Annotated in this window: 20 protein-coding genes; 10 read left to right on the top strand and 10 right to left on the bottom strand. The window is 69.3% G+C overall.

What is annotated here, in order from left to right:
• Positions 1-47 precede the first annotated feature (47 nt).
• The gene (locus M8R19_RS22125) at positions 48-938 is read left to right on the top strand and encodes an EamA family transporter (RefSeq protein WP_249918926.1); all 891 of its coding nucleotides are present in this window, start codon (positions 48-50) and stop codon (positions 936-938) included.
• Positions 939-1,365: 427 nt separating this feature from the next.
• Here M8R19_RS22125 and M8R19_RS22130 read toward each other — a convergent pair whose 3' ends face one another.
• From M8R19_RS22130 to M8R19_RS22150, 5 genes are all read right to left on the bottom strand, one after another.
• Positions 1,366-1,692 (bottom strand): type II toxin-antitoxin system HicB family antitoxin, encoded by a 327-nt coding sequence (locus M8R19_RS22130; protein WP_074984995.1) that lies wholly within the window; start codon positions 1,690-1,692, stop codon positions 1,366-1,368.
• A complete protein-coding gene (locus M8R19_RS22135) occupies positions 1,689-1,943 on the bottom strand; it encodes a type II toxin-antitoxin system HicA family toxin (protein WP_249918927.1) in 255 nt (84 codons plus the stop codon). The genes M8R19_RS22130 and M8R19_RS22135 overlap by 4 nt, the downstream gene beginning before the upstream one ends.
• A gap of 254 nt (positions 1,944-2,197) precedes the next feature.
• Positions 2,198-2,599 (bottom strand): Cu(I)-responsive transcriptional regulator, encoded by a 402-nt coding sequence (gene cueR / locus M8R19_RS22140; RefSeq protein ID WP_074985000.1) that lies wholly within the window; start codon positions 2,597-2,599, stop codon positions 2,198-2,200.
• The gene (locus M8R19_RS22145; RefSeq protein WP_249918928.1) at positions 2,586-5,009 is read right to left on the bottom strand and encodes a heavy metal translocating P-type ATPase; all 2,424 of its coding nucleotides are present in this window, start codon (positions 5,007-5,009) and stop codon (positions 2,586-2,588) included. The genes cueR and M8R19_RS22145 overlap by 14 nt, the downstream gene beginning before the upstream one ends.
• Before the next feature lie 107 nt (positions 5,010-5,116).
• Entirely contained in the window at positions 5,117-5,521 is a 405-nt protein-coding gene (locus M8R19_RS22150) for a hypothetical protein (protein ID WP_058070664.1), read from the bottom strand.
• Between the two features lie 153 nt (positions 5,522-5,674).
• Between M8R19_RS22150 and M8R19_RS22155 the strand changes: the two genes are divergently transcribed.
• A complete protein-coding gene (locus M8R19_RS22155; RefSeq protein ID WP_009616013.1) occupies positions 5,675-5,872 on the top strand; it encodes a heavy-metal-associated domain-containing protein in 198 nt (65 codons plus the stop codon).
• Here the strand turns inward: M8R19_RS22155 and M8R19_RS22160 are convergent.
• Positions 5,851-6,504, bottom strand: coding sequence for a TetR family transcriptional regulator (locus tag M8R19_RS22160; RefSeq protein ID WP_116425555.1), 654 nt, complete (start codon positions 6,502-6,504; stop codon positions 5,851-5,853). The genes M8R19_RS22155 and M8R19_RS22160 overlap by 22 nt on opposite strands.
• 148 nt (positions 6,505-6,652) lie before the next feature.
• On the opposite strand from M8R19_RS22160, the gene M8R19_RS22165 reads away from it, so the two are divergent.
• From M8R19_RS22165 to M8R19_RS22175, 3 genes are all read left to right on the top strand, one after another.
• Positions 6,653-7,837 carry an efflux RND transporter periplasmic adaptor subunit gene (locus M8R19_RS22165; protein ID WP_116425554.1) on the top strand — a complete coding sequence of 395 codons (1,185 nt, stop codon included), beginning with the start codon at positions 6,653-6,655 and terminating at the stop codon, positions 7,835-7,837.
• 13 nt (positions 7,838-7,850) lie between these two features.
• A complete protein-coding gene (locus tag M8R19_RS22170) occupies positions 7,851-11,015 on the top strand; it encodes an efflux RND transporter permease subunit (RefSeq protein WP_349654701.1) in 3,165 nt (1,054 codons plus the stop codon).
• A gap of 177 nt (positions 11,016-11,192) precedes the next feature.
• The gene (locus M8R19_RS22175; RefSeq protein WP_249918929.1) at positions 11,193-12,368 is read left to right on the top strand and encodes a multidrug effflux MFS transporter; all 1,176 of its coding nucleotides are present in this window, start codon (positions 11,193-11,195) and stop codon (positions 12,366-12,368) included.
• 6 nt (positions 12,369-12,374) lie between these two features.
• Here the strand turns inward: M8R19_RS22175 and M8R19_RS22180 are convergent, their stop codons facing one another.
• Together M8R19_RS22180 and M8R19_RS22185 are read right to left on the bottom strand one after the other, a co-directional pair.
• A complete protein-coding gene (locus tag M8R19_RS22180; RefSeq protein WP_249918930.1) occupies positions 12,375-12,554 on the bottom strand; it encodes a hypothetical protein in 180 nt (59 codons plus the stop codon).
• 92 nt (positions 12,555-12,646) lie between these two features.
• Positions 12,647-13,540, bottom strand: coding sequence for an AraC family transcriptional regulator (locus M8R19_RS22185; protein ID WP_249918931.1), 894 nt, complete (start codon positions 13,538-13,540; stop codon positions 12,647-12,649).
• A 272-nt stretch (positions 13,541-13,812) separates the two neighbouring features.
• On the opposite strand from M8R19_RS22185, the gene M8R19_RS22190 reads away from it, so the two are divergent.
• A complete protein-coding gene (locus M8R19_RS22190; RefSeq protein ID WP_249920210.1) occupies positions 13,813-15,708 on the top strand; it encodes a propionyl-CoA synthetase in 1,896 nt (631 codons plus the stop codon).
• An 816-nt stretch (positions 15,709-16,524) separates the two neighbouring features.
• Positions 16,525-19,254 carry a winged helix-turn-helix domain-containing protein gene (locus M8R19_RS22195; protein ID WP_249918932.1) on the top strand — a complete coding sequence of 910 codons (2,730 nt, stop codon included), beginning with the start codon at positions 16,525-16,527 and terminating at the stop codon, positions 19,252-19,254.
• 325 nt (positions 19,255-19,579) lie between these two features.
• Here M8R19_RS22195 and M8R19_RS22200 read toward each other — a convergent pair whose 3' ends face one another.
• The gene (locus tag M8R19_RS22200; protein WP_009616021.1) at positions 19,580-20,437 is read right to left on the bottom strand and encodes a hypothetical protein; all 858 of its coding nucleotides are present in this window, start codon (positions 20,435-20,437) and stop codon (positions 19,580-19,582) included.
• A gap of 90 nt (positions 20,438-20,527) precedes the next feature.
• Between M8R19_RS22200 and M8R19_RS22205 the strand changes: the two genes are divergently transcribed.
• Positions 20,528-21,190, top strand: a complete 663-nt coding sequence (locus M8R19_RS22205; protein WP_249918933.1) for a TetR/AcrR family transcriptional regulator — start codon at positions 20,528-20,530, stop codon at positions 21,188-21,190.
• A 69-nt stretch (positions 21,191-21,259) separates the two neighbouring features.
• Positions 21,260-22,198: an alpha/beta fold hydrolase gene (locus tag M8R19_RS22210; protein WP_249918934.1), complete on the top strand. Its 939-nt coding sequence runs from the start codon at positions 21,260-21,262 to the stop codon at positions 22,196-22,198.
• A gap of 354 nt (positions 22,199-22,552) precedes the next feature.
• Here M8R19_RS22210 and M8R19_RS22215 read toward each other — a convergent pair whose 3' ends face one another.
• Positions 22,553-23,392, bottom strand: coding sequence for a metal-dependent hydrolase (locus M8R19_RS22215; RefSeq protein ID WP_249918935.1), 840 nt, complete (start codon positions 23,390-23,392; stop codon positions 22,553-22,555).
• Positions 23,393-23,515: 123 nt separating this feature from the next.
• Here M8R19_RS22215 and M8R19_RS22220 point away from each other — a divergent pair, with 123 nt between their 5' ends.
• On the top strand, positions 23,516-24,532 hold the full coding sequence (locus M8R19_RS22220) for an AraC family transcriptional regulator (protein ID WP_249918936.1): 1,017 nt from the start codon (positions 23,516-23,518) through the stop codon (positions 24,530-24,532).
• The last annotated feature ends 36 nt before the right edge of the window (positions 24,533-24,568 follow it).

Here is a 24,568-nt window from a genome sequence, read left to right on the forward strand (position 1 = left end):
CGCCGCGGCCCTGCTAGCGTGGCCCGATCCCACCCGGAAGCACCGCCATGCCCTTGCCGCACATCCTCCTCGCCCTGCTGGTCACGCTGATCTGGGGCGTCAACTTCGTCATCATCAAGGTCGGCCTGCACGACTTCCCGCCGCTGCTGTTCTGCGCCCTGCGCTTCGCCCTGGCGGCGCTGCCGCTGGTGTTCCTGCGCGGGCCGCTGCCGGCGCCGTTCTGGCGCATCGTGCAGATCGGCGTGCTGCTGGGGGTGGTCAAGTTCGGCCTGCTGTTCGTCGGCATGCACCTGGGCATGCCCGCCGGGTTGTCGTCCCTGGTGCTGCAGAGCCAGGTGTTCTTCACCGTGCTGATCGCCGCCGCCTTCCTCGGCGAACGCCCCAGCGCCCGCGCCCTGGCCGGCCTCGCCCTGGCCGCCGGCGGCCTGCTGCTGATCGGCCTGGAACGCCCCCTGGGCGACAGCCTGCTGGCCTTCGCCCTGGTGATGGCCGCGGCCCTGGCCTGGGCCTTCTCCAACATCGCCACCAAGCGCTCCGGGGCCAGCGACATGCTGCGCCTGATCAGTTGGGTGAGCCTGATCCCGCCGTTGCCGCTGCTGGTCCTGTCGTGGATTTTCGAGGGCCCGGAAGCCATCTCGACGGCGCTGACCGGCATCAGCTGGGAAGGCATGGGCGCGCTGTTGTACATCGCCTTCCTCGCCACCACCGTGGGCTTCGGCCTGTGGAGCTTCCTGCTGCGCCGCTACCCGGCCAGCCAGGTCACCCCCTTCGCCCTGGCGGTGCCGGTCTCCGGCCTGCTGTCCGGCTGGCTGCTGCTGGGCGAACGACTCACCGCCCAGGACTGGCTGGCCTGCGCGCTGGTCTTCGTAGGGCTGGCGGTGACGGTGTTGCCGGCATCGTTGTGGCGGCGCGGGGCGGTGGCGCAGGTGCGTGGCTGACCTTGGTTCAGGGCCAGTCCTTATGGTGATGGTGTGGTGAGGTTGCTCTGGTGCTGGCCCTGAAGAGCGCCCTCTCCCTAACCCTCTCCCTGAAGGGAGAGGGGACTGTTGGGCAGAGTTGGATGTTTTGCAGTCAGCCGGACATTCCTGCTGTGGTGTCCAGCTGAAACCTTGATATCAGCCGGCACGGTCTAGCCCCCTCTCCCTTCAGGGCGGGGCGCGCAGCCGAGGGCTGGGGAGAGGGTGCGGAGTCAATCCGAAACACAGCTGCTGCCGGTAAACACCGTTCGCGAGCAAGCTCGCTCCTACAGGGAAGTGCCGTGCTTCACGGGCGCGTAGGGCGAATTACGCCCTACCGCCGATCAACCACAGGAGAAACGCCGTCGTAGGATGGGTGGAGCGGAGCGATACCCATAGCCGTGACTAATCACACCGCTTCGCTCAGCCGCTCCGCCACCCACTGGTTGATGCTCTTGTTGCTCAGCTCCGCCTTGAGCGCGACGCGGGCATGCAGTGCCGGGTCCAGGCGCAGGCTGAGCTTGCCGGAGTAGGGCTTCTGTGGCTCGCGGCCGAGCTTGGCGCAGGTGTCGAGGTAGTCGTCGACGGCCTCATGGAACAACTGGCGCAGTTCGCTCACCGACTCGCCATGGAAACCGATGACGTCCTGGATGCCGGCGATATGGCCGATGAACAGCCCGTCGTCGTCGCTGTACTCGATGCGTGCGACATAGCCTTTGTATTTCATCGGGCTCATGGTGCGTATCCCGCTCGTTCGATGAAGGCCCGCGCATCGCGGACCTGATAGGGTTTGGCTTCCTTGGCCGGGTGCGGGCGGTGGAAGCTGGCGATGACGCCATTCAGATCGAAGCGCACGCGCGAGCCGTTGCCTTCGATAAGCCTGGCGCCCAGCGAGAGCAGCAGGGATTCAATGCGTGCCCATTCCAGGTTGCATGGCGTAGGGACCGCGTAGAGCGCTTCCAGGGTCGCCCGCTGCCGGCTATTCATCCGTGATGCCTCTTGTTGGTATCGGATTATGATACCGTCGTAGGCGTTTTGCCAGCCGAATGAGCTTTCCCGACAGGGTGTGGGATGTTTCGTAGGGCGCATAACGCCAACGGTGTTATCCGCCGATCGGACTACTGCTCAACCGTAGGAGAACTGCCGTCGTAGGATGGGTTGAGCGAAGCGATACCCATCGCCATGACTGCCGGTAAACACCATTCGCGAGCAAGCTCGCTCCTACGAAAGACTCGCTGCGCTCAGTGACAGCAACTCCCCGACTCCAGGTCCTTGAGGATCGGGCAGTCCGGGCGGTGGTCGCCCTGGCAGTGGTCGTGGAGTTCCTGCAGGGTGTCGCGCAGGGCGGTGAGTTCGGCGATCTTGCGTTCCAGTTCGGCGATGTGCTGGCCGGTCAGGGCCTTGACGTCGGCGCTGGCGCGCTGGTGGTCCTGCCAGAGGGCTAGCAGGCGGCCGACTTCTTCCAGGGAGAAGCCGAAGTCCCGCGAACGGCGGATGAAGGCCAGGCGGTGCAGGTCCTGCTCGCTGTAGTGGCGGTAGCCGCTGGCGCTGCGGCCGGCCGGGGCGAGCAGGCCGATGGATTCGTAGTAGCGGATCATCTTCGCCGACAGGCCGCTCTTCTTCGCCGCTTCACCGATGTTCATCGCCATCTCCCTTTGCGTTCGCGCCGTGCGCCGGCTTCCAGCGCTTGAGCAGCAGCGCGTTGCTCACCACGCTGACGCTGGAGGCGGCCATGGCGGCGCCAGCGACCATCGGGTTGAGCAGGCCGAAGGCGGCCAGGGGCACGCCGACCAGGTTGTAGATGAAGGCCCAGAACAGGTTCTGGCGGATCTTCGCGTAGGTGCGCCGGGCGATGTCCAGGGCTTCGGGGACCAGCCGCGGGTCGCCGCGCATCAGGGTGATGCCGGCGGCGTGCATGGCCACGTCGGTGCCGCCGCCCATGGCGATGCCGACGTCCGCCGCGGCCAGCGCCGGGGCGTCGTTGATGCCGTCGCCGACCATCGCCACCACCTTGCCGCCGCTCTTGAGCTGCGCCACCACCGCGGCCTTGTCCGCCGGCAGCACTTCGGCGTGGACGTCGTCCAGGCCCAGCGCTTCGGCGACCACCCGCGCGCTGCCGCGGTTGTCGCCGGTGATCAGGTGGCTGCCGATGCCGCGCTCGCGCAGCGCCCGCACCGCCTCGGCGGCGCCGGGCTTGAGGCTGTCGCCGAAGGCGAACAGGCCGAGCAGGCGCGGTTGCGGCTTCAGTTCGAGCAGCCAGGACAGGGTGCGGCCCTGGCCTTCCCATTCCGTGGCCTTGTCTTGCAGTTCGCCGGCGGCCAGGCCCTGTTCGTCGAGCAGGCGGCGGTTGCCCAGGGCCAGCAGGCGCTCGCCGACCTGGCCCTGGATGCCGCGCCCGGCCAGGGCCTGGCTGTGGCTCACGATGGGGACGCGCAGGTGCTGCTCGGCGCAGGCGCTGAGCACCGCCTTGGCCAGCGGGTGCTCGCTGCCGCGCTGCAGGGCGCCGGCCAGGGCCAGGGCGGCGTCGGGTTCGCCTTCGGCCACGGCGAAGTGGACCAGGCTGGGCGTGCCCGAGGTGAGGGTGCCGGTCTTGTCGAAGGCCACGGCGCTCACCGCGTGGGCGACTTCCAGGGCCTCGGCGTCCTTGATCAGGATGCCGTGGCGCGCGGCCACGCCGGTGCCGGCCATGATCGCCGTCGGCGTCGCCAGGCCCAGGGCGCAGGGGCAGGCGATGACCAGCACGGCCACCGCGTTGATCAGTGCGGTTTCCACGCCGGCGCCGGCCAGCAGCCAGCCGGCCAGGGTGACCAGGGCGATGCCGATCACCACCGGGACGAAGACGTTGCTGACCTTGTCCACCAGCTTCTGGATCGGCGCCTTGGCCGCCTGGGCGTCTTCCACCAGGCGGATGATGCGCGCCAGCACGGTTTCCCCGCCCAGGGCGGTGGCGCGGATGGTCAGCAGGCCCTCGCCGTTGATGGCCCCGCCGGTCACCTTGTCACCCGGGGCCTTGGGCACCGGCAGGCTTTCCCCGGTGATCAGCGCCTCGTCGGCGTGGCTGCGGCCGTCGAGCACCTTGCCATCCACCGGGAAGCGCTCGCCGGGGCGCACCAGCAGTTCGTCGCCCAGGCTCAGCTCGGCGATGGCGACGTCTTCCTCGCGGCCGTCGCGGATACGCGTGGCGCGTTCCGGGCGCAGCGCCTCCAGGGCGCGGATGGCCGTGGCGGTCTGGCGCTTGGCGCGGCTTTCCAGGTACTTGCCGAGGAGGATCAGGGCGATCACCACGGCGCTGGCCTCGAAATAAAGGTGCGGCATGGCGCCGGGGGCGGCGCTCAGCCACAGGTACAGGCTCAGGCCGTAGCCGGCGCTGGTGCCCAGGGCCACCAGCAGGTCCATGTTGCCGCTGCGGGCGCGCACCGCCTTCCACGCCGAGACGTAGAAGCGCGCGCCGATGATGAATTGCACCGGGGTGGCCAGGGCGAACTGCACCCAGGCCGGCAGCATCCAGTGCAGCCCGGCCCATTCGGCGAACATCGGCAGCACCAGGGGCACGGCCAGGACGATGGCCGCCAGCAGGAACCAGCGCTCGCGGGCCAGGCGCGCCAGGGCCGGGTCCTCGGCCGGGCGTTCGGCCTGCAGCAGGCGGGCGTGGTAGCCGGCCTTGTCCACCGCGGCGATGAGCGTGGCCGGGTCCACCGGGCCGAGCAGGTCCAGGCGGGCGCGCTCGCTGGCCAGGTTGACGCTGGCCTCGCGCACCCCGGGGACCTTCTTCAGCGCGCGCTCCACGCGGCCCACGCAGCTGGCGCAGGTCATGCCGTCGATGGCCAGCTCCAGGCTGTGGCTGGGCACCTGGTAGCCGGCGTTCTCTACCGCTGCCACCAGGGCTGGCAGTTGTTCGGGCGAGTCGACGCTCACCCGCGCCTGCTCGCTGGCCAGGTTGACGCTGGCGGCGAGCACCCCGGGCACCTTCTTCAGGGCCCGTTCGACGCGGCCGACGCAGGATGCGCAGGTCATGCCGGTCACCGGCAGGTCGAGCTCGATGGGGCTGTTCATGGACGATCCTCCTGATGTCCGCCGCCCGCTTCCGGCGGGTGCGACGGCCACGATCCGACGATGCTGCGAGGATGAACCTTGCCACGAGGGCAAGGTCAAGCCCTCGCTCAGGGATCGTTGACCGGGGTCAGGAACAGCCCGCCCTCGCGGTAGCCGATGCGGTAGCTGCGGATCTCCCCGGCGCGCAGGCGCAGGGTCTGCGCCTGCAGTTGCTGCATGCCGTCGCGGCAGGCGCCGGTGGCGGAGACGGCGAGGCGGATGGGCACCTCGCCGGGGGACAGGTTCAGCGCCACCGTGCCCTCGGGCTGCAGGCGCGCCAGCAGTTCGCCGCGCACGTAGAGGTCGATGTCGCAGGCGCTGCCGCTCTGCAGGCCCTGGCGGCTGATGTTGAGCACGGCGTAGCCGGGCGGCGGCGGCTCCTGCTGCGGCCAGGCCTGCACCGTCGGCGGGTCGGCGGCCAGGGCCAGGGCGGGCCAGAGCAGGCAGGGCAGGGCGCGGAGCAGGCGGCGCATGAGGGGGCTCCCGGCAGGACTCGGATGCGCAGAGCTTGGCCGAGGGCGGCGCCGGGGGCAAGCCCGCGGCGTGGCGCCGCAGGGGGCTTGACCTTGCCACGGTGGCAAGGTCGACACTGCGCCCATCGTCAAGCGAACCCGAGGAGTTCGACCATGCAAGCGTTCAGCGTGAAAGGCATGTCCTGCGGCCACTGCGTGCGGGCCATCACCCAGGCGATCCAGGCCCGCGACGGCGCCGCCGAGGTCCAGGTGGACCTGGCCGGCGGCGAGGTGCGGGTGGCCAGCCGCCTGGCGGCCGAAGAGGTGCTGGCGGCGATCCGCGAGGAGGGCTACGAGGCCGCGCTGGCCTGAGCCGCGCCGGCCCGGCTCCAGTCGCGGATCAGGCCGCGGAACAGCGGCTCGAACAGCGCTTCGGCGTCCTCCAGCGGATCGAACAGCTGCGGGTCGCGCAGCCAGTCGTTGATCAGCCCGTGGATCAGGCCGTGGACCGCCCGCGAGGCGGTCTTCGGCGTCACCCCGGGCAGCAGCCGCACCCGGCATTTGTCGCGGGCGAAGAGTTGCTCGCAAAGGTCGATGAACTGGCGGATGAAGGCGTTGTGGCGGAGGATCGCCTCGCGCAGTTCCTCGGTGAACTCGCAGCGCTGCATCAGGATGGTCAGCACGCGGCGCTTCTGCGCGTTCTGCGCCAGGCTGTGCACCACTTCCACGCACAGGTCGAACAGCGATTGCAGCGGGTCCACCCCGTCGCAGCCGGACAGGCGCAAGGCCAGTTGCTCCGGCGGCAGGCGCACCTGGGCGAGCAGTTCGTTGAACAGGTGGGCCTTGTTCTCGAAGTGCCAGTACACCGCCCCGCGGGTGACCCCGGCGTTGCGGGCGATCTCCTCGAGGCTGGTGCTGGAAACGCCGTTTTCCAGGAACAGCGCCTCCGCCGAGTCGAGGATCGTCTGGCGGGTCCGTTCCGAATCTTCTTTAGTTCTTCTCATGGCGCGGTTTGCTATACGGGCTAGGCTCACTGGTGTTCCCGCAGTTTACTGAAATTTCGAGCGGGAACCGTGAGTTACTGGCGGATGGCAGTTTTCCCCCGACAGCGTGCCGAATCGTCCTAGCCGACATTTTCCATGGAGAGGTTCTATGCCGTTCACCCCGCGCTTGCCCGCCGCCCTGACCCTGTGTGCCCTGGTCGCCGCGCAGTCTGTCCTGCCGGCCCTGGCGGACGAGGGGAGCGCGGCGCCACCGGCCCCGGAGGTCACGGTGGAAGTGGCCAGGAGCGCCAGCCTGCCGCTGAACCTCGAATATTCGGCGCGGGCGGCCGGCTACCGCGAGGTGGAGGTGCGCGCCCAGGTCAGCGGCATCCTGCAGAAGCGCACCTACGAGGAAGGCCGGCCGGTGAAGCAGGGCCAGGTGCTGTTCCAGATCGACCCGCGCCCCTACCAGGCCGCCCTCGGCCAGGCCAAGGGCGCGCTGGCCCAGGCCCAGGCGCGCTACCGCCAGACCGACCGCGACCTCAGGCGCATCCGCGAGCTGCAGCGCAAGGGCTTCGCCAGCGCCAGCGAGCTGGATCGCTACACCTCCGACTACGAGCAGGCCAAGGCCGACGTCGAGGCGGCCAAGGCCAACGTCGACGCCAAGCAGATCGACCTGGACTACACCACGGTGAAGGCGCCGATCTCCGGCATGGCCAGCAAGGAGACCCGCTCCGAGGGCAGCCTGGTCACCGCCAGCGACCCCAACACCAGCCTGCTCACCGAGCTGACCCAGCTCGACCCCATCTACGTCAACTTCGCCTATTCCGACACCGAGGCCGCGCGCCTGCGCGAGGGCGTGCAGCAGGGCCGCCTGGTGCTGCCCGAGCACGGCAAGCTGAACGCGCAGATCTTCTTCGGCGACGGCAGCCGCTACCCCATCGACGGCGTGGTGGACTTCACCGACAGCTTCGTCAACACCGGCACCGGCACCATCAACGCCCGCGCCGTGGTGCCCAACCCGGAAACCCACCTGATCCCCGGCCAGTTCGTCCGCGTGGTGGTCACCGGCATCGTCCGCAAGGCCGCGGTGACCGTGCCCGAGCGCGCCCTGGCCCAGGGGCCGCGCGGCACCTTCGTCTACGTGGTGGACAAGGACGGCTTCGCCCGCGTGCGCCAGGTGACCACCTCGCAGGTGGTCAACCAGCGCTGGATAGTCGATTCCGGCGTCGACGACGGCGACAGGGTGATCGTCGACGGCCTGCCCAAGGTCCGCCCGGACCAGCCGGTGAAGGCCGTCGAGGCGCCGGCCGCGCCGGCGCAGCAGGCCCCCGCCCAGCCAGCCCAGTCCTGAAGGAGCGGCCATCGTGATCTCGCGCTTCTTCATCGACCGCCCCGTGTTCGCCATGGTGATCTCCATCGTCATCCTGCTCGCGGGCCTGGCGGCCCTGCGCGCGCTGCCGGTGGCGCAGTACCCGGAGATCCTGCCGCCGCAGGTCTCGGTGACCGCCTCCTACCCCGGCGCCAGCTCGCAGGTCATCGCCGAGACCGTGGCGGCGCCGCTGGAACAGGAGATCAACGGCGTCGAGGGCATGATCTACCAGCTGTCCAACTCCGACAGCAGCGGCGCCATGAGCCTGACCGTGTACTTCAAGGTCGGCACCGACCCGGACCAGGCCACCATCAACGTCAACAACAAGGTCCAGGCCGCCCTGGCCAAGCTGCCGGAGGAAGTGCGCCGGCAGGGCGTGAAGGTGCAGAAGAAGTCTGCCGACATCCTCCAGGTGGTGACGCTGTTCTCCCCGGACGGCTCGCGCGACCCGGTGTTCATCAGCAACTACGCGCTGATCAACGTCATCGACGAGCTCAAGCGCCTCCCCGGCGTGGGCGACGTCACCCAGTTCGGCTCCAAGGACTACGCCATGCGCATCTGGCTGCGCCCGGACAAGCTGGCGCAGTACAACCTCACCCCCAGCGACGTGGTCGACGCCATCCGCGAGCAGAACTCGCAGTTCGCCGCCGGCAACTTCGGCAAGGAGCCGCTGAACACCCCGCAGGACTTCACCTACACGGTGAGCACCCAGGGCCGCTTCACCGACCCGAAGGAGTTCGAGGGCGTCATCCTGCGCACCGACAGCACCGGCGCCAGCCTGCGCCTGAAGGACGTCGCGCGCATCGAGCTGGGCGCCCAGGACTACTCGATGAAGACCACGCTGAACGGGCGGCTCAACGCTTCCTTCGGCGTCTACCTGCAGCCGGGGGCCAACGCCCTGGACACCGCCGAGGCCGTGGAAACCACCATGGAGCGGCTGGCCAAGCGCTTCCCCGAAGGCGTCGTCTACAAGATCCCCTACGACACCACCACCTTCGTCAAGGTATCCATCGAGGAGGTGGTGCACACCTTCTTCGAGGCCCTGGTGCTGGTGATGCTGGTGGTCTACATCTTCCTGCAGAACCTGCGCGCCACGCTGATCCCGGTGCTGGCCATCCCGGTGTCGCTGGTCGGCACCTTCGCCGGCATGTACCTACTGGGCTTCTCCATCAACCTGCTGACGCTGTTCGGCATGGTGCTGGCCATCGGCATCGTGGTGGACGACGCCATCGTGGTGCTGGAGAACGTCGAGCGGGTGATGCGCACCGAGAAGCTGCCGCCGCGGGAGGCGGCGATCAAGGCCATGGAGGAGGTGACCGGGCCGATCGTCGCCATCGTCCTGGTGCTCTGCGCGGTGTTCGTCCCCGTGGGCTTCCTCGGCGGCCTGGCCGGGCAGATGTACCAGCAGTTCGCGATCACCATCGCGGTCTCGGTGGTGATCTCCGGGATAGTCGCGCTGACCCTCTCGCCGGCGCTCTGCGCGCTGATCCTCAAGCCCGAGCACAAGGAGCCGGCGGCGCCGTTCCGCTGGTTCAACCGCATGTTCGACTCGGCCACCTCGGCCTACGGCGCCGGCGTGCAGTTCTTCCTCAGGCGCGTGCTCATCGGCCTGCTGGTGTTCGGCGGGATGATCGCGCTGATGCTGCTGCTGTTCGGCCGGGTGCCCGGCTCGCTGGTGCCCGACGAGGACCAGGGCTACGTGATCAACGCCTACATGCTGCCGCCGGCGGCCTCGCTGTCGCGCACCGAGGCGGTCACCGACGCCGTCTCGCAGCAGCTGGAGAAGCACCCGGCGGTGCAGGACGTGCTGACCTTCGCCGGCCTGAACATCCTCACCAACGCCAACACCACCAGCGCCGGGGTGTCCTTCGTCACCCTCAAGGACTGGAAGGAGCGCGAGACCCCCGAGCTGGACGCGCGCAACCTCACGCGCACCTTCATGGCCATGGGCGCCAGGCAGCAGGATGGCGTGGTGATGAGCTTCAACCCCCCGCCGATCACCGGCATGAGCACCACCGGCGGCTTCGAGGCGTACATCCAGGACCGTAGCGGCGGCACCTCCGCGCAGCTCGAACAGATGGTGCAGAAGTTCATGGCGGCGGCGGCCAAGCGCCCGGAACTGGCTGGGGTGACCAGCACCTTCAACGCCAACGTGCCGCAGTACTTCATCAACCTCGACCGCACCAAGGCGCGTTCGCTGGGGGTGGCCATCAACGATGTGTTCACCGCCATGCAGGCGACCTTCGGCGCCTACTACGTCAACGACTTCACCCTCTACGGGCGGACCTGGAAGGTCAACCTGCAGTCCGAGTCGGACTTCCGCCGCAAGCCCGAGGACCTGACCCAGGTGTACGTGCGCTCCTCCAGCGGCGACCTGGTGCCGCTGTCGGCCCTGGTCAGCGTGCAGCGCACCCTCGGCCCGGATTCCTACGCGCGCTTCAACGTGTTCCCCGCGGCCAAGCTGCTCGGCGGCCCGGCGCTGGGCTACAGCTCCGGCCAGGCCCTGGCGGCGATGCAGGAAGTGGCCGACCAGACCCTCGGCGACAGCTACTTCCTCACCTGGATCGGCTCGGCCTATCAGGAGCTGGAGACCCAGGGCTCGGGCAGCACGGCGTTCGTCTTCGGCCTGATCCTGGTGTTCCTCATCCTCGCCGCCCAGTACGAGCGCTGGACCCTGCCGCTGGCGGTGGTCACCGCGGTGCCCTTCGCGGTGTTCGGCGCCATCCTCGCCATCTGGCTGCGCGGGCTGAGCAACGACGTGTACTTCCAGGTCGGCCTGGTGACGCTGATCGGCCTGGCGGCGAAGAACGCCATCCTGATCATCGAGTTCGCCGTGATGGTCCGCGAGGAGCAGGGGCTGAGCCCGCTGCAGGCGGCGCTGGAGGCGGCCAAGCTGCGCTTCCGGCCGATCGTCATGACCTCCCTGGCGTTCATCCTCGGCGTGGTGCCGCTGGCCATCAGCAGCGGCGCCGGCTCGGCCAGCCGCCATTCGATCGGCACCGGGGTGATCGGCGGCATGCTCGCGGCCACCGTGCTGGCGACCTTCCTCATCCCGATGTTCTACATGCTGGTGGAATCGGCCGCCGAACGCCTGGGCAAGCGCAAGACCAAGACCCGGCCCGCGGCCGAAGCGGCCCAGGGGGAGGGGCCAGCGCACTGACGGGCACGGGCGCCGGCCGCCTGGCCGGGGCCTGAAGCCGGCTCGCAAATTTCCTCTTCCGGCCCTGTCCCGGGGCCGGCGAATTGATATGCTTGCCGGCGTATCGTTAGCCTGCTTGCAATTCTTGCCCGAACCTTTCCAGGCCCCGTCCGCCGGCGACGGCGCCCACGGTGTTCCATGACCTTTCGCATCCTGCTGATCCTCGGCGCGCTGAGCGCCTTCGGCCCCATGGCCATCGACTTCTACCTGCCCAGCTTCCCGGCGCTGGCCGCGGCCTTCGGCACCGACGTCGAGCACATCCAGCTGAGCCTGTCGGCCTACTTCGCCGGCCTGGCCATGGGCCAACTGCTCTATGGCCCGCTGGCCGACCGCTACGGACGGCGCCTGCCGCTGCTGCTGGGGGTGATCATCTTCACCGCGGCCTCGCTGGCCTGCGCCTTCGCGCCGGACCTGCACTGGCTGATCGGCGCGCGCTTCGTCCAGGCCCTGGGCGGCTGCGCCGGCATGGTCATCTCGCGGGCGGTGGTGCGCGACCTGTGCGATGCGGTGGCGGCGGCCAAGGCCTTCTCGCAGCTGATGCTGGTGATGGGCCTGGCGCCGATCCTCGCGCCCCTGGGCGGCGGCGCGCTGCTGGGGCTGTTCGGCTGGCAGTCGATCTTCCTCTGCCTGGTGGTGTTCAGCGCCGTGGCCGGCAGCGCCATCGCCCTGTGGCTGCCCGAGACCATCCCCGCCGGCCCGCGGCCGCCGCTGTCCGGCGCCCTGAGGGAATACCGCCGGCTGCTGGGCGAGCGCGCCTTCCTCTGCTACGCGCTGACCGGCGGCGTGGCCATCGCCGGGATGTTCGCCTACATCGCCGGCTCGCCCTTCGTGTTCATCCAGCTCTACCAGGTGCCGGCGGAACACTACGGCTGGATCTTCGGCAGCAACGCCGCCGGCTTCATCCTCATGGCCCAGGTCAACGCGCGGCTGCTGCGCTACCGCGGGCCGGGGTTCTGGCTGCGCCGCGCGGTGTGGGTGTACTTCTTCTGCGGCCTGGCGCTGCTGGCGGTCACCCTGTACCGCCCGGCGCACCTGTGGCCGCTGCTGCTACCGCTGTTCGGCGCCATCGCCAGCCTGGGTTTCCTGCTGCCCAACTCCTCGGCCTGCGCCATGGCCGGGCAGGGCAGCCACGCCGGCAGCGCCTCGGCGCTGATGGGCAGCTTGCAGTTCACTGTGGCGGCGCTGGCCTCGGCCCTGGTCGGCGCGCTGCACGACGGCAGCGCGCTGCCCATGGCGCTGGTGATCACGACCTGCGGCGGCTGCGCGGCGCTGCTGGGCTGGTACACGGGGCAGATCAGCGAGCGCAGCGTCTGAGGCGCTTCAGCCGGTCAGTGGCTGCTCCCTGCGCGGCAGCGCGTGGGGCGCGCGCAGGCGGGCCTCCAGGGTGCTGACGAAGTGCCGCGCCTCCTGCTCGTTGCGGAAGTCCACGGCGAACTGATCGAGGCAGACCTGCCAGCGCTTGCCCTGGGCGCCGGCCGACGGACGAACGAGTATGTGCATGGCGCGACACCCGTGTCTGTGTTGGGGGGAAGCTGAGTGTAGTTCCGCCAGCCGGGCTGTCCGGGGCGACTCGACAATCGGCGCCGGGGGCCTCAGGCGCCGCCGCGGCCCTCGCCCAGGCGGGCCCGGTAGGCGCTGGGCGAGAGCCCCATGACCTTGCTGAAAAGTCTTGAAAAATAATAGCTGTCGTCATACCCCAGGGCCTCGCTGACCTGGGCGACGCTGTGCCCGCTGCTGTCCAGCAACTGGCAGGCGTATTCGATCTTCAGGTGCAGGAAGTGCTGCACCGGCGTGCGCCCGGTCAGCGCCCGGTAGCGGTTGACGAAGTGGAACTTCGACAGGTTGCAGAAGGCCGCCAGCCGGGCCAGGTCCAGGCGCTGGTGCAGGTTCTCGCGCATATAAGCGTGCAGGCCGTCCAGGTCCAGCCCGCCCTCGCGCAGCGGGCGCAGCAGCGGCAACTGGCAGAGCAGGGCGCGCAGGCGGCTGGCGGCGAGCAGGAAGGGCTGGAAGCGGTAGCCGCTGTGGCGCGCCTCCAGCAACTGGGCGAAGCCGCCGAGCAGGGCATGCTGCACGCCCCAGTGGCGCACCGGCGAGGCCCCGTAGCCGGCGGCCTGGCGCAGCCAGGCGGCGCCGTCGCCGCGCAGGTGCACCCAGGAAATGGTCCAGGGCTGCGAGTCATCGGCGCGGTAGGCGTGGGCCATGCCCGGCGGCAGCCAGACCAGGTCGCCGCAGCCGATGGTCAGCGCCAGGGGCCCGCCGGGGCCTTCGACCAGCAGGTGACCGAGGCCTTCGCTGCAGTAGATCAGCAGGTGGTCGTCGTGGCGCTCGCGGCTCATCTGGTGGTCGCGGGCGCGCCGGTAATGGCCCAGGGAGGTGGGGTAGAGGTCGCGGCTGAGCGGGTGCGCGGCCAGCTTGCCGAGCAGCGTGGACGGCAGCAGCAGGCGCAGGCTGTCGGCGGGCAGGGGCCAATCCGAGGTTCTCGACATCTGGGTAGCAGGCTCAGCAATTTAATCCATCAAGAACACAATTTAGTCGATCTTGGCGCCTGCATGCCGGTGATAGCTTTGCCCGGGAAGGAGGGTGCGTGATGGCCTCCCGCAATAAAAGCCGGTTGGTCCCCAGGGCAGCCGGTTCGGCCGAGGGGCGCGGTCTCCCAGGAAGGCTCCGCCGGCTTACGACCAAAGGTTGATGGCGGCCCCCCGCGGCCTGTCCATACTCGTTATTCGACCTCGATAAAAACAATTCAGAGGGTCAGATGATGAATTACCGGCAATCCCATGCCCGCTCCATTGCGGACCCTGCCGCCTTCTGGGCCGAACAGGCCGAGGCCGTGGCCTGGTACCAGCGCCCGCGCAACATCCTCGAAACTCTCCCCGACGGCAGCCACCGCTGGTTCGCCGATGGCCGCCTGAACAGCTGCTACCTGGCCCTGGACCGGCAGATCGCCCTGGGCCGCGGCGAGCAGGCGGCGCTGATCTACGACTCCCCGGTCACCGGCGTGCAGCAGCGCTACAGCTTCCGCGAGCTGCGCGACGAAGTGGCGCGCCTGGCCGGCGCCCTGCGCGCCCTGGGCGTGGGCAAGGGCGACGGGGTGATCATCTACATGCCGATGGTGCCGCAGGCGGCCATGGCCATGCTGGCCTGCGCGCGCATCGGCGCGGTGCACTCGGTGGTGTTCGGCGGCTTCGCCCCCTACGAGCTGGCGCTGCGCATCGACGACGCCAAGCCCAAGCTGATTCTCACCGCCTCCTGCGGCCTGGAGTTCGAGCGCGTCATCGAATACAAGCCGCTGGTGGACAAGGCCCTGGAACTGGCCCTGCACCAGCCGGCCCAGGTGCTGGTCTGGCAGCGCCCGCAGGCGATGGCCGAGCTGCACGCCGGGCGCGACCTCGACTGGCGCGAGACGGTGGCCCACGCCGAGCCGGCCGACCCGGTGGAGGTGGCCAGCGGCGACCCGCTGTACATCATGTACACCTCCGGCACCACCGGTAAGCCCAAGGGCATAGTGCGCGACAACGGCGGCCATGCGGTGGCCCTGCACTACACGCTGCCGACCATCTTCGGCATGCAGCCGGGCGACGTCTGGTGGGGCATCTCCGACGTCGGCTGGGTGGTCGGCCATTCGCTGATCGTCTACGGCCCGCTGATGAACGGCTGCACCACGCTGTTCTACGAGGGCAAGCCGGTGCGCACGCCGGACGCCGGCAGCTACTGGCGGGTGATCGAGGAACACCAGGTCAACGCGCTGTTCTGCGCGCCCACGGCGATCCGCGCGATCCGCAAGGAAGACCCCAACGGCGAGTTGCTCAGGCAGTACGACCTGGGTTCGCTGCGCCAGCTGTTCCTCGCCGGCGAGAAGCTCGACAGCAGCACCCACCAGTGGCTGGAGGAGCTGACCGACAAGCCGGTGTTCGACCACTGGTGGCAGACCGAGACCGGCTGGCCGGTGACCGCGCCCTGCACCGGGCTGGGCTGCCAGGAGCAGCGCGCCGGCTCCAGCAACCTGGCGGTGCCCGGCTACGACGTGCAGGTGGTGGACGAGGAGGGGCGCCTGCTGGCGCCGGGACAGACCGGCTCGATCGTCATCGGTCTGCCGCTGCCGCCCGGCTGCGCGCAGACCCTCTGGAACGACCACCCGCGCTACCTCAGCGCCTACCTGCGGGCCTTCCCCGGCTACTACCACACCGGCGACGGCGGCTTCATCGACGAGGACGGCTTCGTCCACATCATGGGCCGCACCGACGACGTGATAAACGTCTCCGGCCACCGCCTGTCCACCGGCGAGATGGAAGAGCTGCTGGCGCTGCACGAAGCGGTGGCCGAATGCGCGGTGATCGCCGTGCAGGACCCGCTCAAGGGCCACGTGCCGCTGGGCCTGGTGGTGCTCAAGGACGACGCGCGCATCACCGAGGAGCAACTGCAGCGCGAGCTGGTGGCGCTGGTCCGCGAGCGCATCGGCGCGCTGGCCTGCTTCCAGCGCGCGGTGGTGGTCAAGCGCCTGCCCAAGACGCGCTCGGGCAAGATCCTCCGCGCCGTGCTGCGCAAGATCGCCGACGGCGAGGACTACGCGCCGCCGTCCACCATCGACGACCCGGCCATCCTCGACGAAATCGCCGCCCGCCTGCAGGCCGTGGGCCTAGCCCGGGCCAGCTGAACCCACGCGCCGGCCTGCGGGCCGGCTTTCCTCCAGGGCCGCGTTGCGGCCCTTTTTTTGTCCATGTCTTGACCTCGCGGGCCCTGCCCACGAAATCGCGCGCAGGGCGCGCTCCTACAGGGGAACGGCGTAGGTGGGCAGCGTAGGAGCGGATCTCATCCGCGAACCGCGCCGATATGCCCGGCCATCGCGGACAAGGTCCGCTCCTACGCCCGTGCTTCCCTGGAACCGTAGGAGCGGGCCCTGCCCGCGATTCGCGCGCAGGGCGCGCTCCTACAGGGGAACGGCGTAGGTGGGGCAGCGTAGGAGCGGATCTCATCCGCGAACCGCGCCGATATGCCCGGCCATCGCGGACAAGGTCCGCTCCTACGCCCGTGCTTCCCTGGAACCGTAGGAGCGGGCCCTGCCCGCGATTCGCGCGCAGGGCGCGCTCCTACAGGGGCGCGGCGCAGGTGGGGCAGCGTAGGAGCGGATCTCATCCGCGAACCGCGCCGATATGCCCGGCCATCGCGGACAAGGTCCGCTCCTACGAAGAGCACCCCGGCGTGGCCAGCCCATAGGCATCCCAACCCTCAGCAAACCGCGAACCACGTTACCTTTCCGATGATTGGCGGATATTCCGGCTGTGAATACGGAATCCGCTGTCGATACAGAAGAGGATGTTCCGTCGGAATATGTCGTATTTATCTGAGAATGCTGAATTATTTAGTGGCAAAACGCCGGATTATGTAACAAATTCGGCTTCAAATAGCCCGGTCGAGCTACTAGGCTCGGCTACGAAGGATCTCTCATAAGAGCTAGAGCAAGAGCCAGGGCATGACCGACTTCTCGACTCTGCCACCCCCGCCGGAGGCCAGCAGCCCGCCGCCAGGCGGCAGCCGCTTCTATCGGCCGCCGCTGCCCGCCGGCTACGTCAGCCGCGCGCGGCTGTGCCAGCGCATGGGCGCGGGCCTGGGTGGGCGCCTGCTGTTGCTTTCGGCCCCGGCCGGGTTCGGCAAGAGTTCCCTGGCCATCGAGTTCTGCGAATCCCTGGCGCCGCACTGGCGCAGCCTGTGGCTGGGCCTGAGCGTGCGGGACAGCGACCCGGGGCGCTTCCTCGAACGCCTGCTCGAAGGGCTGCGCCTGTACCTCCCGGGCCTCGGCGACGACGCCATGGCGGTGCTGAAGATGCGCCAGCGCCACCAGCCGTTCGCCTTCGAGGCCTGGCTCGACGACCTGCTCGACGAACTGGCCGAGCGCCTGTCCGCCGAGGCGCCGCTGCTGCTGGTGCTGGACGACTACCACCTGGCCCAGGGCGCGGTGCTCGACCGCTGCCTGCAATTCCTCCTCAACCACCAGCCGCCCGGCCTGGTGCTGCTGGTCACCAGCCGCCAGCGCCCGGACTGGCACCTGGCGCGCCTGCGCCTGTCGCGCCAGTTGCTGGAGCTCAGCGAGCAGGACCTGCGCCTGACCGCCGAGGAAACCGCCGCGCTGGTCTCGGCCAGCGGCACCCCGGCCAGCGAAGCGCTGGTCGAGCGCCTGATCGAACGCAGCGAAGGCTGGATCGCCGGCCTGCGCCTGTGGCTGCTGGCCCATCCCGAGGGCCTCGGCGGGCAGGGCTGCGATGCGCCGCTGAACGGCACCGAGGAACTGATCCGCGACTATTTGCTGGAAGAGGTGATCGACAAGCAGCCGCCGGAGGTCCAGGCCTTCCTGCTGCAGACGGCGCGCTTCGAGCGCTTCTGCGGCGAGCTGTGCGACGCCCTGCGCGACAGCCACGACAGCGCCGCCATCCTGCGCCACCTGCAGCGGCACCAGGTGTTCCTGGTGCCGCTGGACGAGCAGGGCCAGTGGTTCCGCTACCACCACCTGTTCTCCGACCTGCTGCTGGCCCGCGAACTGCCGGCCGACGGCCCCTCGGCGGGCTCGCTGCACCTGCGCGCCTGCCGCTGGTTCAGCTCCCGCGGGCTGCTCGACGAGGCGGTGGACCAGGCCCTGCGCGCCGGCCACCCGGAAGTGGCGGCCAGCCTGGTGCAGAGCCTGTCGGAAGAACAGCTGCTGGCCGAGCAGAACGTCGCCACCCTGCTGCGCTGGAAGATGGACCTGCCCGACAGCCTGCTGGCCAGCACCCCGCGGCTGATCGTGCTGTACAGCTGGGCCCTGGCCCTGGCCTGCCAGCTGGACGCCGCCGAGGAACTGGGCGCCCAGCTGGCGCGCTTCCTGCCGGCCGCCGACGCCGCCACCCAGGCCGACCTGCTGGCCCAGTGGCAGGCCCTGGCCGGCATCATCGCCCGCGGCCGTGGCGACATCGAAGGCGCCGAGCGGCATTGCACCGAGGCCTTGGCGCAGCTCCCGGCGGAACGCTCCGGGCCGCGCCTGATGTGCCTGTCGAGCCTGGCCAACCTGGCCATCGTGCGCGGCGATTCCTGGGGCGCCCGCGGCCTCAACCGCGAGGCCCTGGAGCTGGCGCAGCGCTTCGGCAACCCCTTGCTGGAAGCGCTGGTGCACTACGACCGCGCCCGCGGCCTGCAGGCCCGCGGCGAAGTCCTGCGCGCCAGCGAGGAGCTGGAACAGGGCCTGGCGCGCCTGGCCGGGCAACCGGCGCACCGGCGCTACGCCGTGCGCGGCCGGCTGCTGATCTACCAGGGCTACCTGCGCGGCCTGGGCCTGCAGGGCGACGAGGCGCGGCAGAAACTGCGCGCCGGCATCGAGGAGGCGCGCGCCTGCCGTGACGTCAGCCTGGTGATCGGCTACTGCGCGCTGGCCGGCCTGGAAGGGCGCCAGGGCAACTACACCCAGGCCTTCGCCCAACTGGCCGAGGCCGAACGGCTGATGCACGTGTGGGACGTGCCGCCGGTCTACTACCTGTCGGTCATCACCCTGGTCAAATGCGAGCTGTGGCTGGCCCAGGGGCAACTGGAACTGGCCGCGGCCTGGCTGGAGCGCCTGGGCGAAACCTATTCGGGAGTGAACCCGGCGACACCGCCGGAGTGCCACCCACAACTGCCGTACTACATCGAACTGCTGCAAGCGCAACTGGCCCGCCGCGAGGAGCGCCCGGCCGAGGCCGAGCGCCGCCTGCGCACGCTGATCGCCGCGGCCCAGCCGGCCGGGGCGCAGATGCCGGCGCGCCTGGCCCAGGCGCAACTGGCCGGCCTGCTGCTGCAGCAAGGCCGCGAACGCGAGGCCCGCGAAGCGCTGGACGCCTGCCTGCAAGGCGCCGTCGGCGGGGCGCTGCTGCCCTTGCAGGAGCTGCTGGCCCAGGAGCCGGACTGGCTGCGCGAGCAACTGGAGCAGCGCGCGCCCTGTCCATTGCAACGCCTGCTGCTGCAACGCCTGCCGGCCCAGGCGGAACGCCCGGCCACCCTCGCCGACGGCCTCAGCGGCCGCGAACTGGCGGTGCTGGAGCTGATCGCCCAGGGCCTGTCCAACCAGGAAATCAGCGAGCGCCTGTTCATCTCGCTGCATACCGTGAAGAGCCATGCGCGGCACATCAACGACAAGCTCGGGGTGGAAAGGCGCACCCAGGCGGTGGCCCGGGCGAAGGTGTTGGGGTTGTTGCGTTAGCTTGGTTGCTTGGCTCTTCGTAGGAGCGAGCTTGCTCGCGAACGTGTTCTGCCGTTGGCTTCGGTGCTGGCCTTGAAGAGCGCCCTCTCCCTAACCCTCTCCCTGAAGGGAGAGGGGACCGTTCGGAGTGCCTGGATGCTCTGGAGTTCGCCGGATGCTGTGACACCCTGCTGAAGCCTTGCTTTCAGCCGGCACGGACAAGCCCCCTCTCCCTTCAGGGAGAGGGCTGGGGAGAGGGTCCGGAGTCGATCCGAAACACAGCTGCTGCCGGTAAATCCCGTTCGCGAGCAAGCTCGCTCCTACGAAGAGCTGCGATCCGCGCTATTTATTCCTTCGGCGGACTCAAATCCAACGCCTTCGGCGCCGGCGCGCCCTTCGCCGGCTTGGCCAGCTGGCGCTGCACGTCGGCCTGGATGCCCTGCAGTACCGGCAGCAGCTCGCGCATGTTTTCCCGCACTTCCGGGTAGGGATGCTTGTCGGCGAACGCCTGCACCCGCGCCAGCAGCTGGCCGCGGGTTTCGCCGGGCAGGTGGATGAACAGCTCCGGCAACTGCTTGGCCAGTTCGGCGCTGTACAGCACCAGGTCCTGGCGCTCGAACTGCGCGGTCAGGTCCAGGTAGTCCAGGGCGCTGCTGGTCAGCATCGCCGCCGCGGCCTTGGCTTCCTGCATGCCCTTCAGGCGCACCGGGTTGCGCTGTTCGCTCTGCGCCAGGGTCATCCAGAATTCCACCGTCAGGTTGAACAGGATGGCCTGCTCGCGCAGCGAATAGCTCATCAGGCCCAGGGCTTCTGCGCCGTAGGGCTGCTTGGCGGCGCGGAAGTCGAAGTACAGGCGCATCAGCTCCTTGAGCTTGAACAGCACCTCGCGCGCCTCGTTCTGGCGCAGCTCAAGCGGCGCGTAGATGTTCATCTGCGGGCGGAAGTTCTCCTCGCTGACCATGCGCTGGTAGATCGGCCCGGTGAATTCGCCGCTGCGCCGCGGCAGGCTGTTGGCCTGGGTTTCCTCGATCTTCTTCAGCGCGTCGATCAGTTGCTGGTAGTCCTCGCTGGTCCAGGTGCGCTGGATGTCCGGGATGCGCTGGCCGAGGTAGAACAGCTCGTTGCCGGCGGCTGCGGCGGGGCGGCAGACGACCAGCAAAAGGATGGCCAGCGGCCACAGCAGGCGGCGTGTTAGGGTCGGCACGAACGGGCTTTCCTTGCGCGGGAGCGGTCGGCCTAGGTTAGCGACGGGCGGGGCCGGCGTCACCCCGCGCCTTGGTTGGGTGGAGGGGGCATGACGATCCAGGAATCCGGCGCGGTGCTGGCGGTGTTCGAGGACCTCGGCGGCTACGGCGCCCTGGCGCGCCAGGAAGGCAGCGGCGAGGGGCCGCTGGTCAACCACCTGCAGCGCGCCAACATCCAGCTGGCGAGCATCCCGGTGTTCGTCGCCAGGGGCCTGGCCGAGACCACGGTGAACGACCTGCTGGCGGCGGCCAAGGTCTCGCGGCGCACCTTCTACAAGTACTTCGACGGCAAGCTCGACGTGCTCGAAGGCATCTACCGCACCGCCGTGCAGCTGCTGCTGATGCGCTTCCGCGAGATGCGCACCGCCACCGGCAGCAGCGAGGCCTGGCTGCGCGCCATGGTCGCGCGCTTCTTCGACTACCACCAGGCGGTGGGGCCGATCATCCGCCTGATGCACGAGGAAGCGTTACGCTCCGACTCACCCCTGGCCGCGCACCGCCGCCAGGCGCTGCACGAGTTGCAGGCGCTGCTGGAGGAGCGCTTCGTCGGCGAGGGCGTGCAACACGCGCCCTTGACCTACCAGGCGCTGCTCTGGGCCCTGGAGGCGGCCTCCCACGAACTGCTCGGCGGCGCTGTGCGGCCCGACCTGGAAGAGGTCAAGCGGGTGCTCGGCGACCTGCTGGTCGACAGCCTCTGCAAGCGCACTACCTAGGTTGGGCGCAACGCGTTGGGGCGCTGTGCTCTGATCGGGCATCGACAACAACGCGCACCGGAGTGCCCCATGTCCGCAACCTATAGCCTGCAACCGCCGCTGGCGGCCGGCTTCGCCCGCCTGGGCTTCGGCGCCCTGCCGCTGGAAGCCCTGATCGACCGCTACGCCCCGAGCGAGGCCGGTTCGCGCTTCATCGAGGTGGATGGCTTCCCGATCCACTACCGCGACGAGGGCGGCCGCGACAAGCCGGTGCTGGTGCTGGTGCACGGGGTGATGGCGTCGCTGCACACCTGGGACGGCTGGGTGGCCGAGATGGGCCGGCACTTCCGCATCGTCCGCCTCGACGTGCCCGGCTTCGGCCTCACCGGCGGCGGCCGCGACCGCGACTACAGCGGCGAGCGCCTGGTGAAGGTGTTTGGCCTGTTCCTCGAACGCCTGGGACTGGACAGGGTGTCCATCGCCGGCAACTCCCTGGGCGGCTACATCGCCTGGAACTACGCCCTGGCCCAGCCGCACAGGGTGGAGCGGCTGATCCTGGTCGACCCGGCCGGCTACCACATGCAGAAGGTGCCGCTGATGATCGCCAGCGCCGCGCTGCCCGGCGCCGGCGTGCTGATGCCGGCCTGGATGCCGCGGGCGCTGGTGGCCCAGGGGATCAGGGAGGTCTACGGCAACCCGCAGCGCATCCAGCCCGGGGTGGTCGACCGTTACTACGACATCAGCCGCCGCCCGGGCAACCGCCGCGCCATGATCGACATCTTCCGCGTGCTGGTGAAGGCCAACCGCGAGGAGTTGCCGGGCACCCCGGCGCGGGTGGCGCAGATCAAGGTGCCGACGCTGCTGATGTGGGGCGAGCGCGACCGCTGGATCTCGCCGAAGCACGTGCCGCTGTGGCAGCGGGACCTGCCGGGCATCCAGGTGAAGACCTACCCAGGGGTGGGACACGTTCCGATGGAGGAAATCCCGCAGCAGACGGCGGCGGATGCGTTGCGCTTCCTGCATGCCTGATCGGGCCTGCGATGAAAAAGCCCCGGTTCGCCGGGGCTTTTTCGTTGGGGCGGCTTTTCGTAGGAGCGAGCTTGCTCGCGAACAGTGGTTACCGGTGACGTTTCAAGAGCGCCCTCTCCCCAACCCTCTCCCTGAAGGGAGAGGGGGCTGTCCTGAGCGGCGTCAGAATCAGGCGCAGTCCTCCCACCCTCGTCATTCCCGCGAACGCGGGAACCCAGTGCCGTTATCGCCGGACTTCAGTGTTCCGGCCAACGGCGGATAACCGCGAACGGTTATCCGCCCTACGGTTGGACAATCGGCCCTTGCAGAAACACCAACGCCCCGACGAGGCGGGGCGTTGTGGAAAAGCCGGAATCAGCCCGCATGCGCCATCGGCTGCGGATCGTATTCCTTGCGCACCTGGTACAGCAGGTCGAGGTTGTCGTGCTGCCACGGGTGGAAGTCCTTGCGGAAGAAGTCGCGGTACTCGCGCAGCAGCGGGCGGAACACGCCGTCCTTGCCCCAGCTCCATTTCAGGCCGTCGCGCCACACGCGCCAGTTCCACAGCAGGCCGTCGCGCTTGAGCATGTGCACCAGGCCGCGGAAGGTGTCGAGGACGAAGAAGAGGGTCGCCATCACCATCGCCCGGCGCAGCAGGCGGCGGCTGCCGCAGACCTGGTTGTAGACGTCGAAGGCCACCGCCTTGTGCTCGGTTTCCTCCAGCGCGTGCCAGCGCCACAGGCGTTGCATCACCGGCTCGGCGCCCTCCAGGGTGCGCGGGTTGGTGAGCAGACCGTTGGCCATGATCGCGGTGATGTGCTCCAGCGCCGCGGTGGCCGCCAGTTGGCGGCGGGTGCTGAACTTCTTCTGGGTGTAGCGGATGCGCGCCTGGGCCAGCTTTTCGATGCGCGTGATGTCGTAGCCCTGGTCCTTCAGGCGCTGGCTGTACACCAGGTGCTCGCGGCTGTGGTGGCCTTCCTGGCCGATGAAGCCGCGGATCTGCTCCTTGAGCACCGGGTCGGCGATCTGCTCGCGGAAGTTGCGCACCGAGTCGATGAAGAAGCGCTCGCCATCGGGGAAGAGCACCGACATGGCGTCGAACAGGTGCGACTTGAAGGCGTCCCCGCCGTGCCAGTGGCGCGGCAGCGGATCGGGCAGCTCGAAGTCCATGTGCCGTGGCTTGATTTCCAGTCCTGCGGGGGTCGTGCTGGCCATGACGGCTCCATTGTTGTGGGTTTCCATGGCACCGATCTTGGGCTTGCGGGGGAAGGCTCACAAGGTTATCTTCTGCCAACTTTCCGGTCATATCCGGCCAGCGGTCAGAACAAGAAGAAGCCCATGAAGCAACCGCTCAACTTCACCGCCGAACTGGTTCCCGTGGCCTACGCCCAGGCCCTGCTCGACCTCGCCGAGGAGCTCGGCGTGCCGCGCCAGCGCCTGTTGGAACTGGCCCGGGTGCGCCCCGAGGTGCTGCAAAGCCCGGCCGGGCGCCTGTCCTTCGTCGACTTCAACCTGCTCGCCGGCGCCGCCCTGGCCAACTGCGGCGAGCCGGCCTTCGGCCTGCTGCTGGGCCAGCGCCTGAACGTCTCCACCCACGGCATCCTCGGCTACGCGGTGCTGTCCAGCGCCAACCTGGAAAAGGCCATCGACTTCGCCCTCAAGTACTACCGCGTGCTGGGCCTGGCCTATGACCTGGAGCGCGTCGAGGAGCAGGACCGCTCGCAGCTGCGCGCCAGCGAGTCGATCCCCCTGGGGCCCATGCAACGCTTCGCCGGCGAGGGCCTGATGACCAGCCTGTACACCATCGCCCGCTTCCTCGTCGGCGAGCCATTGCAGGGCGTGGAGGTCGGTTTCGCCTTCCCCGCGCCGCCCTATGCCGAGCGCTACACCGAGGTGTTCGGCATGCCGGCGGCCTTCGATCAGCCGTTCCACTTCATCAGCCTGCCGCGGGAATACCTCAACCGCCCCATGGCCCTGGCCAACCCGGCCACGGTGCAGATGTGCGAGCAGCAGTGCGAGGCGTTGCTGGCCAGCCTGGACGTGCAGGAGGGCCTGCTCACGCGCATCCGCCGCCTGCTGCTGGCGCGCCCCGGCGAGTTCCCCGACCTGGACAGCGCCGCCCGCGAGCTGCACACCAGCGGCCGCAGCCTGCGCCGGCACCTGTCGAGCCTGGGCACCACCTACCAGCAGGTGCTGGACGACGTGCGCAAGCGCCTGGCCCTGCAGTACCTCACCACCACCCACCTGCCGCTGTACGAGATCGCCCTGCTGCTGGGCTTCAACGACCCGTCGAACTTCCGCCGGGCGTTCCGCAAGTGGACCGGCAAGCTGCCCACCGACTACCGTGCCGACTGAACACGGGGAGTTGAAGCGCGGCGGCTTTGCCGTCAC

The organism is Pseudomonas sp. R3.Fl (genome assembly GCF_023516765.1).
In the GTDB taxonomy this organism is placed as follows: domain Bacteria; phylum Pseudomonadota; class Gammaproteobacteria; order Pseudomonadales; family Pseudomonadaceae; genus Pseudomonas; species Pseudomonas citronellolis.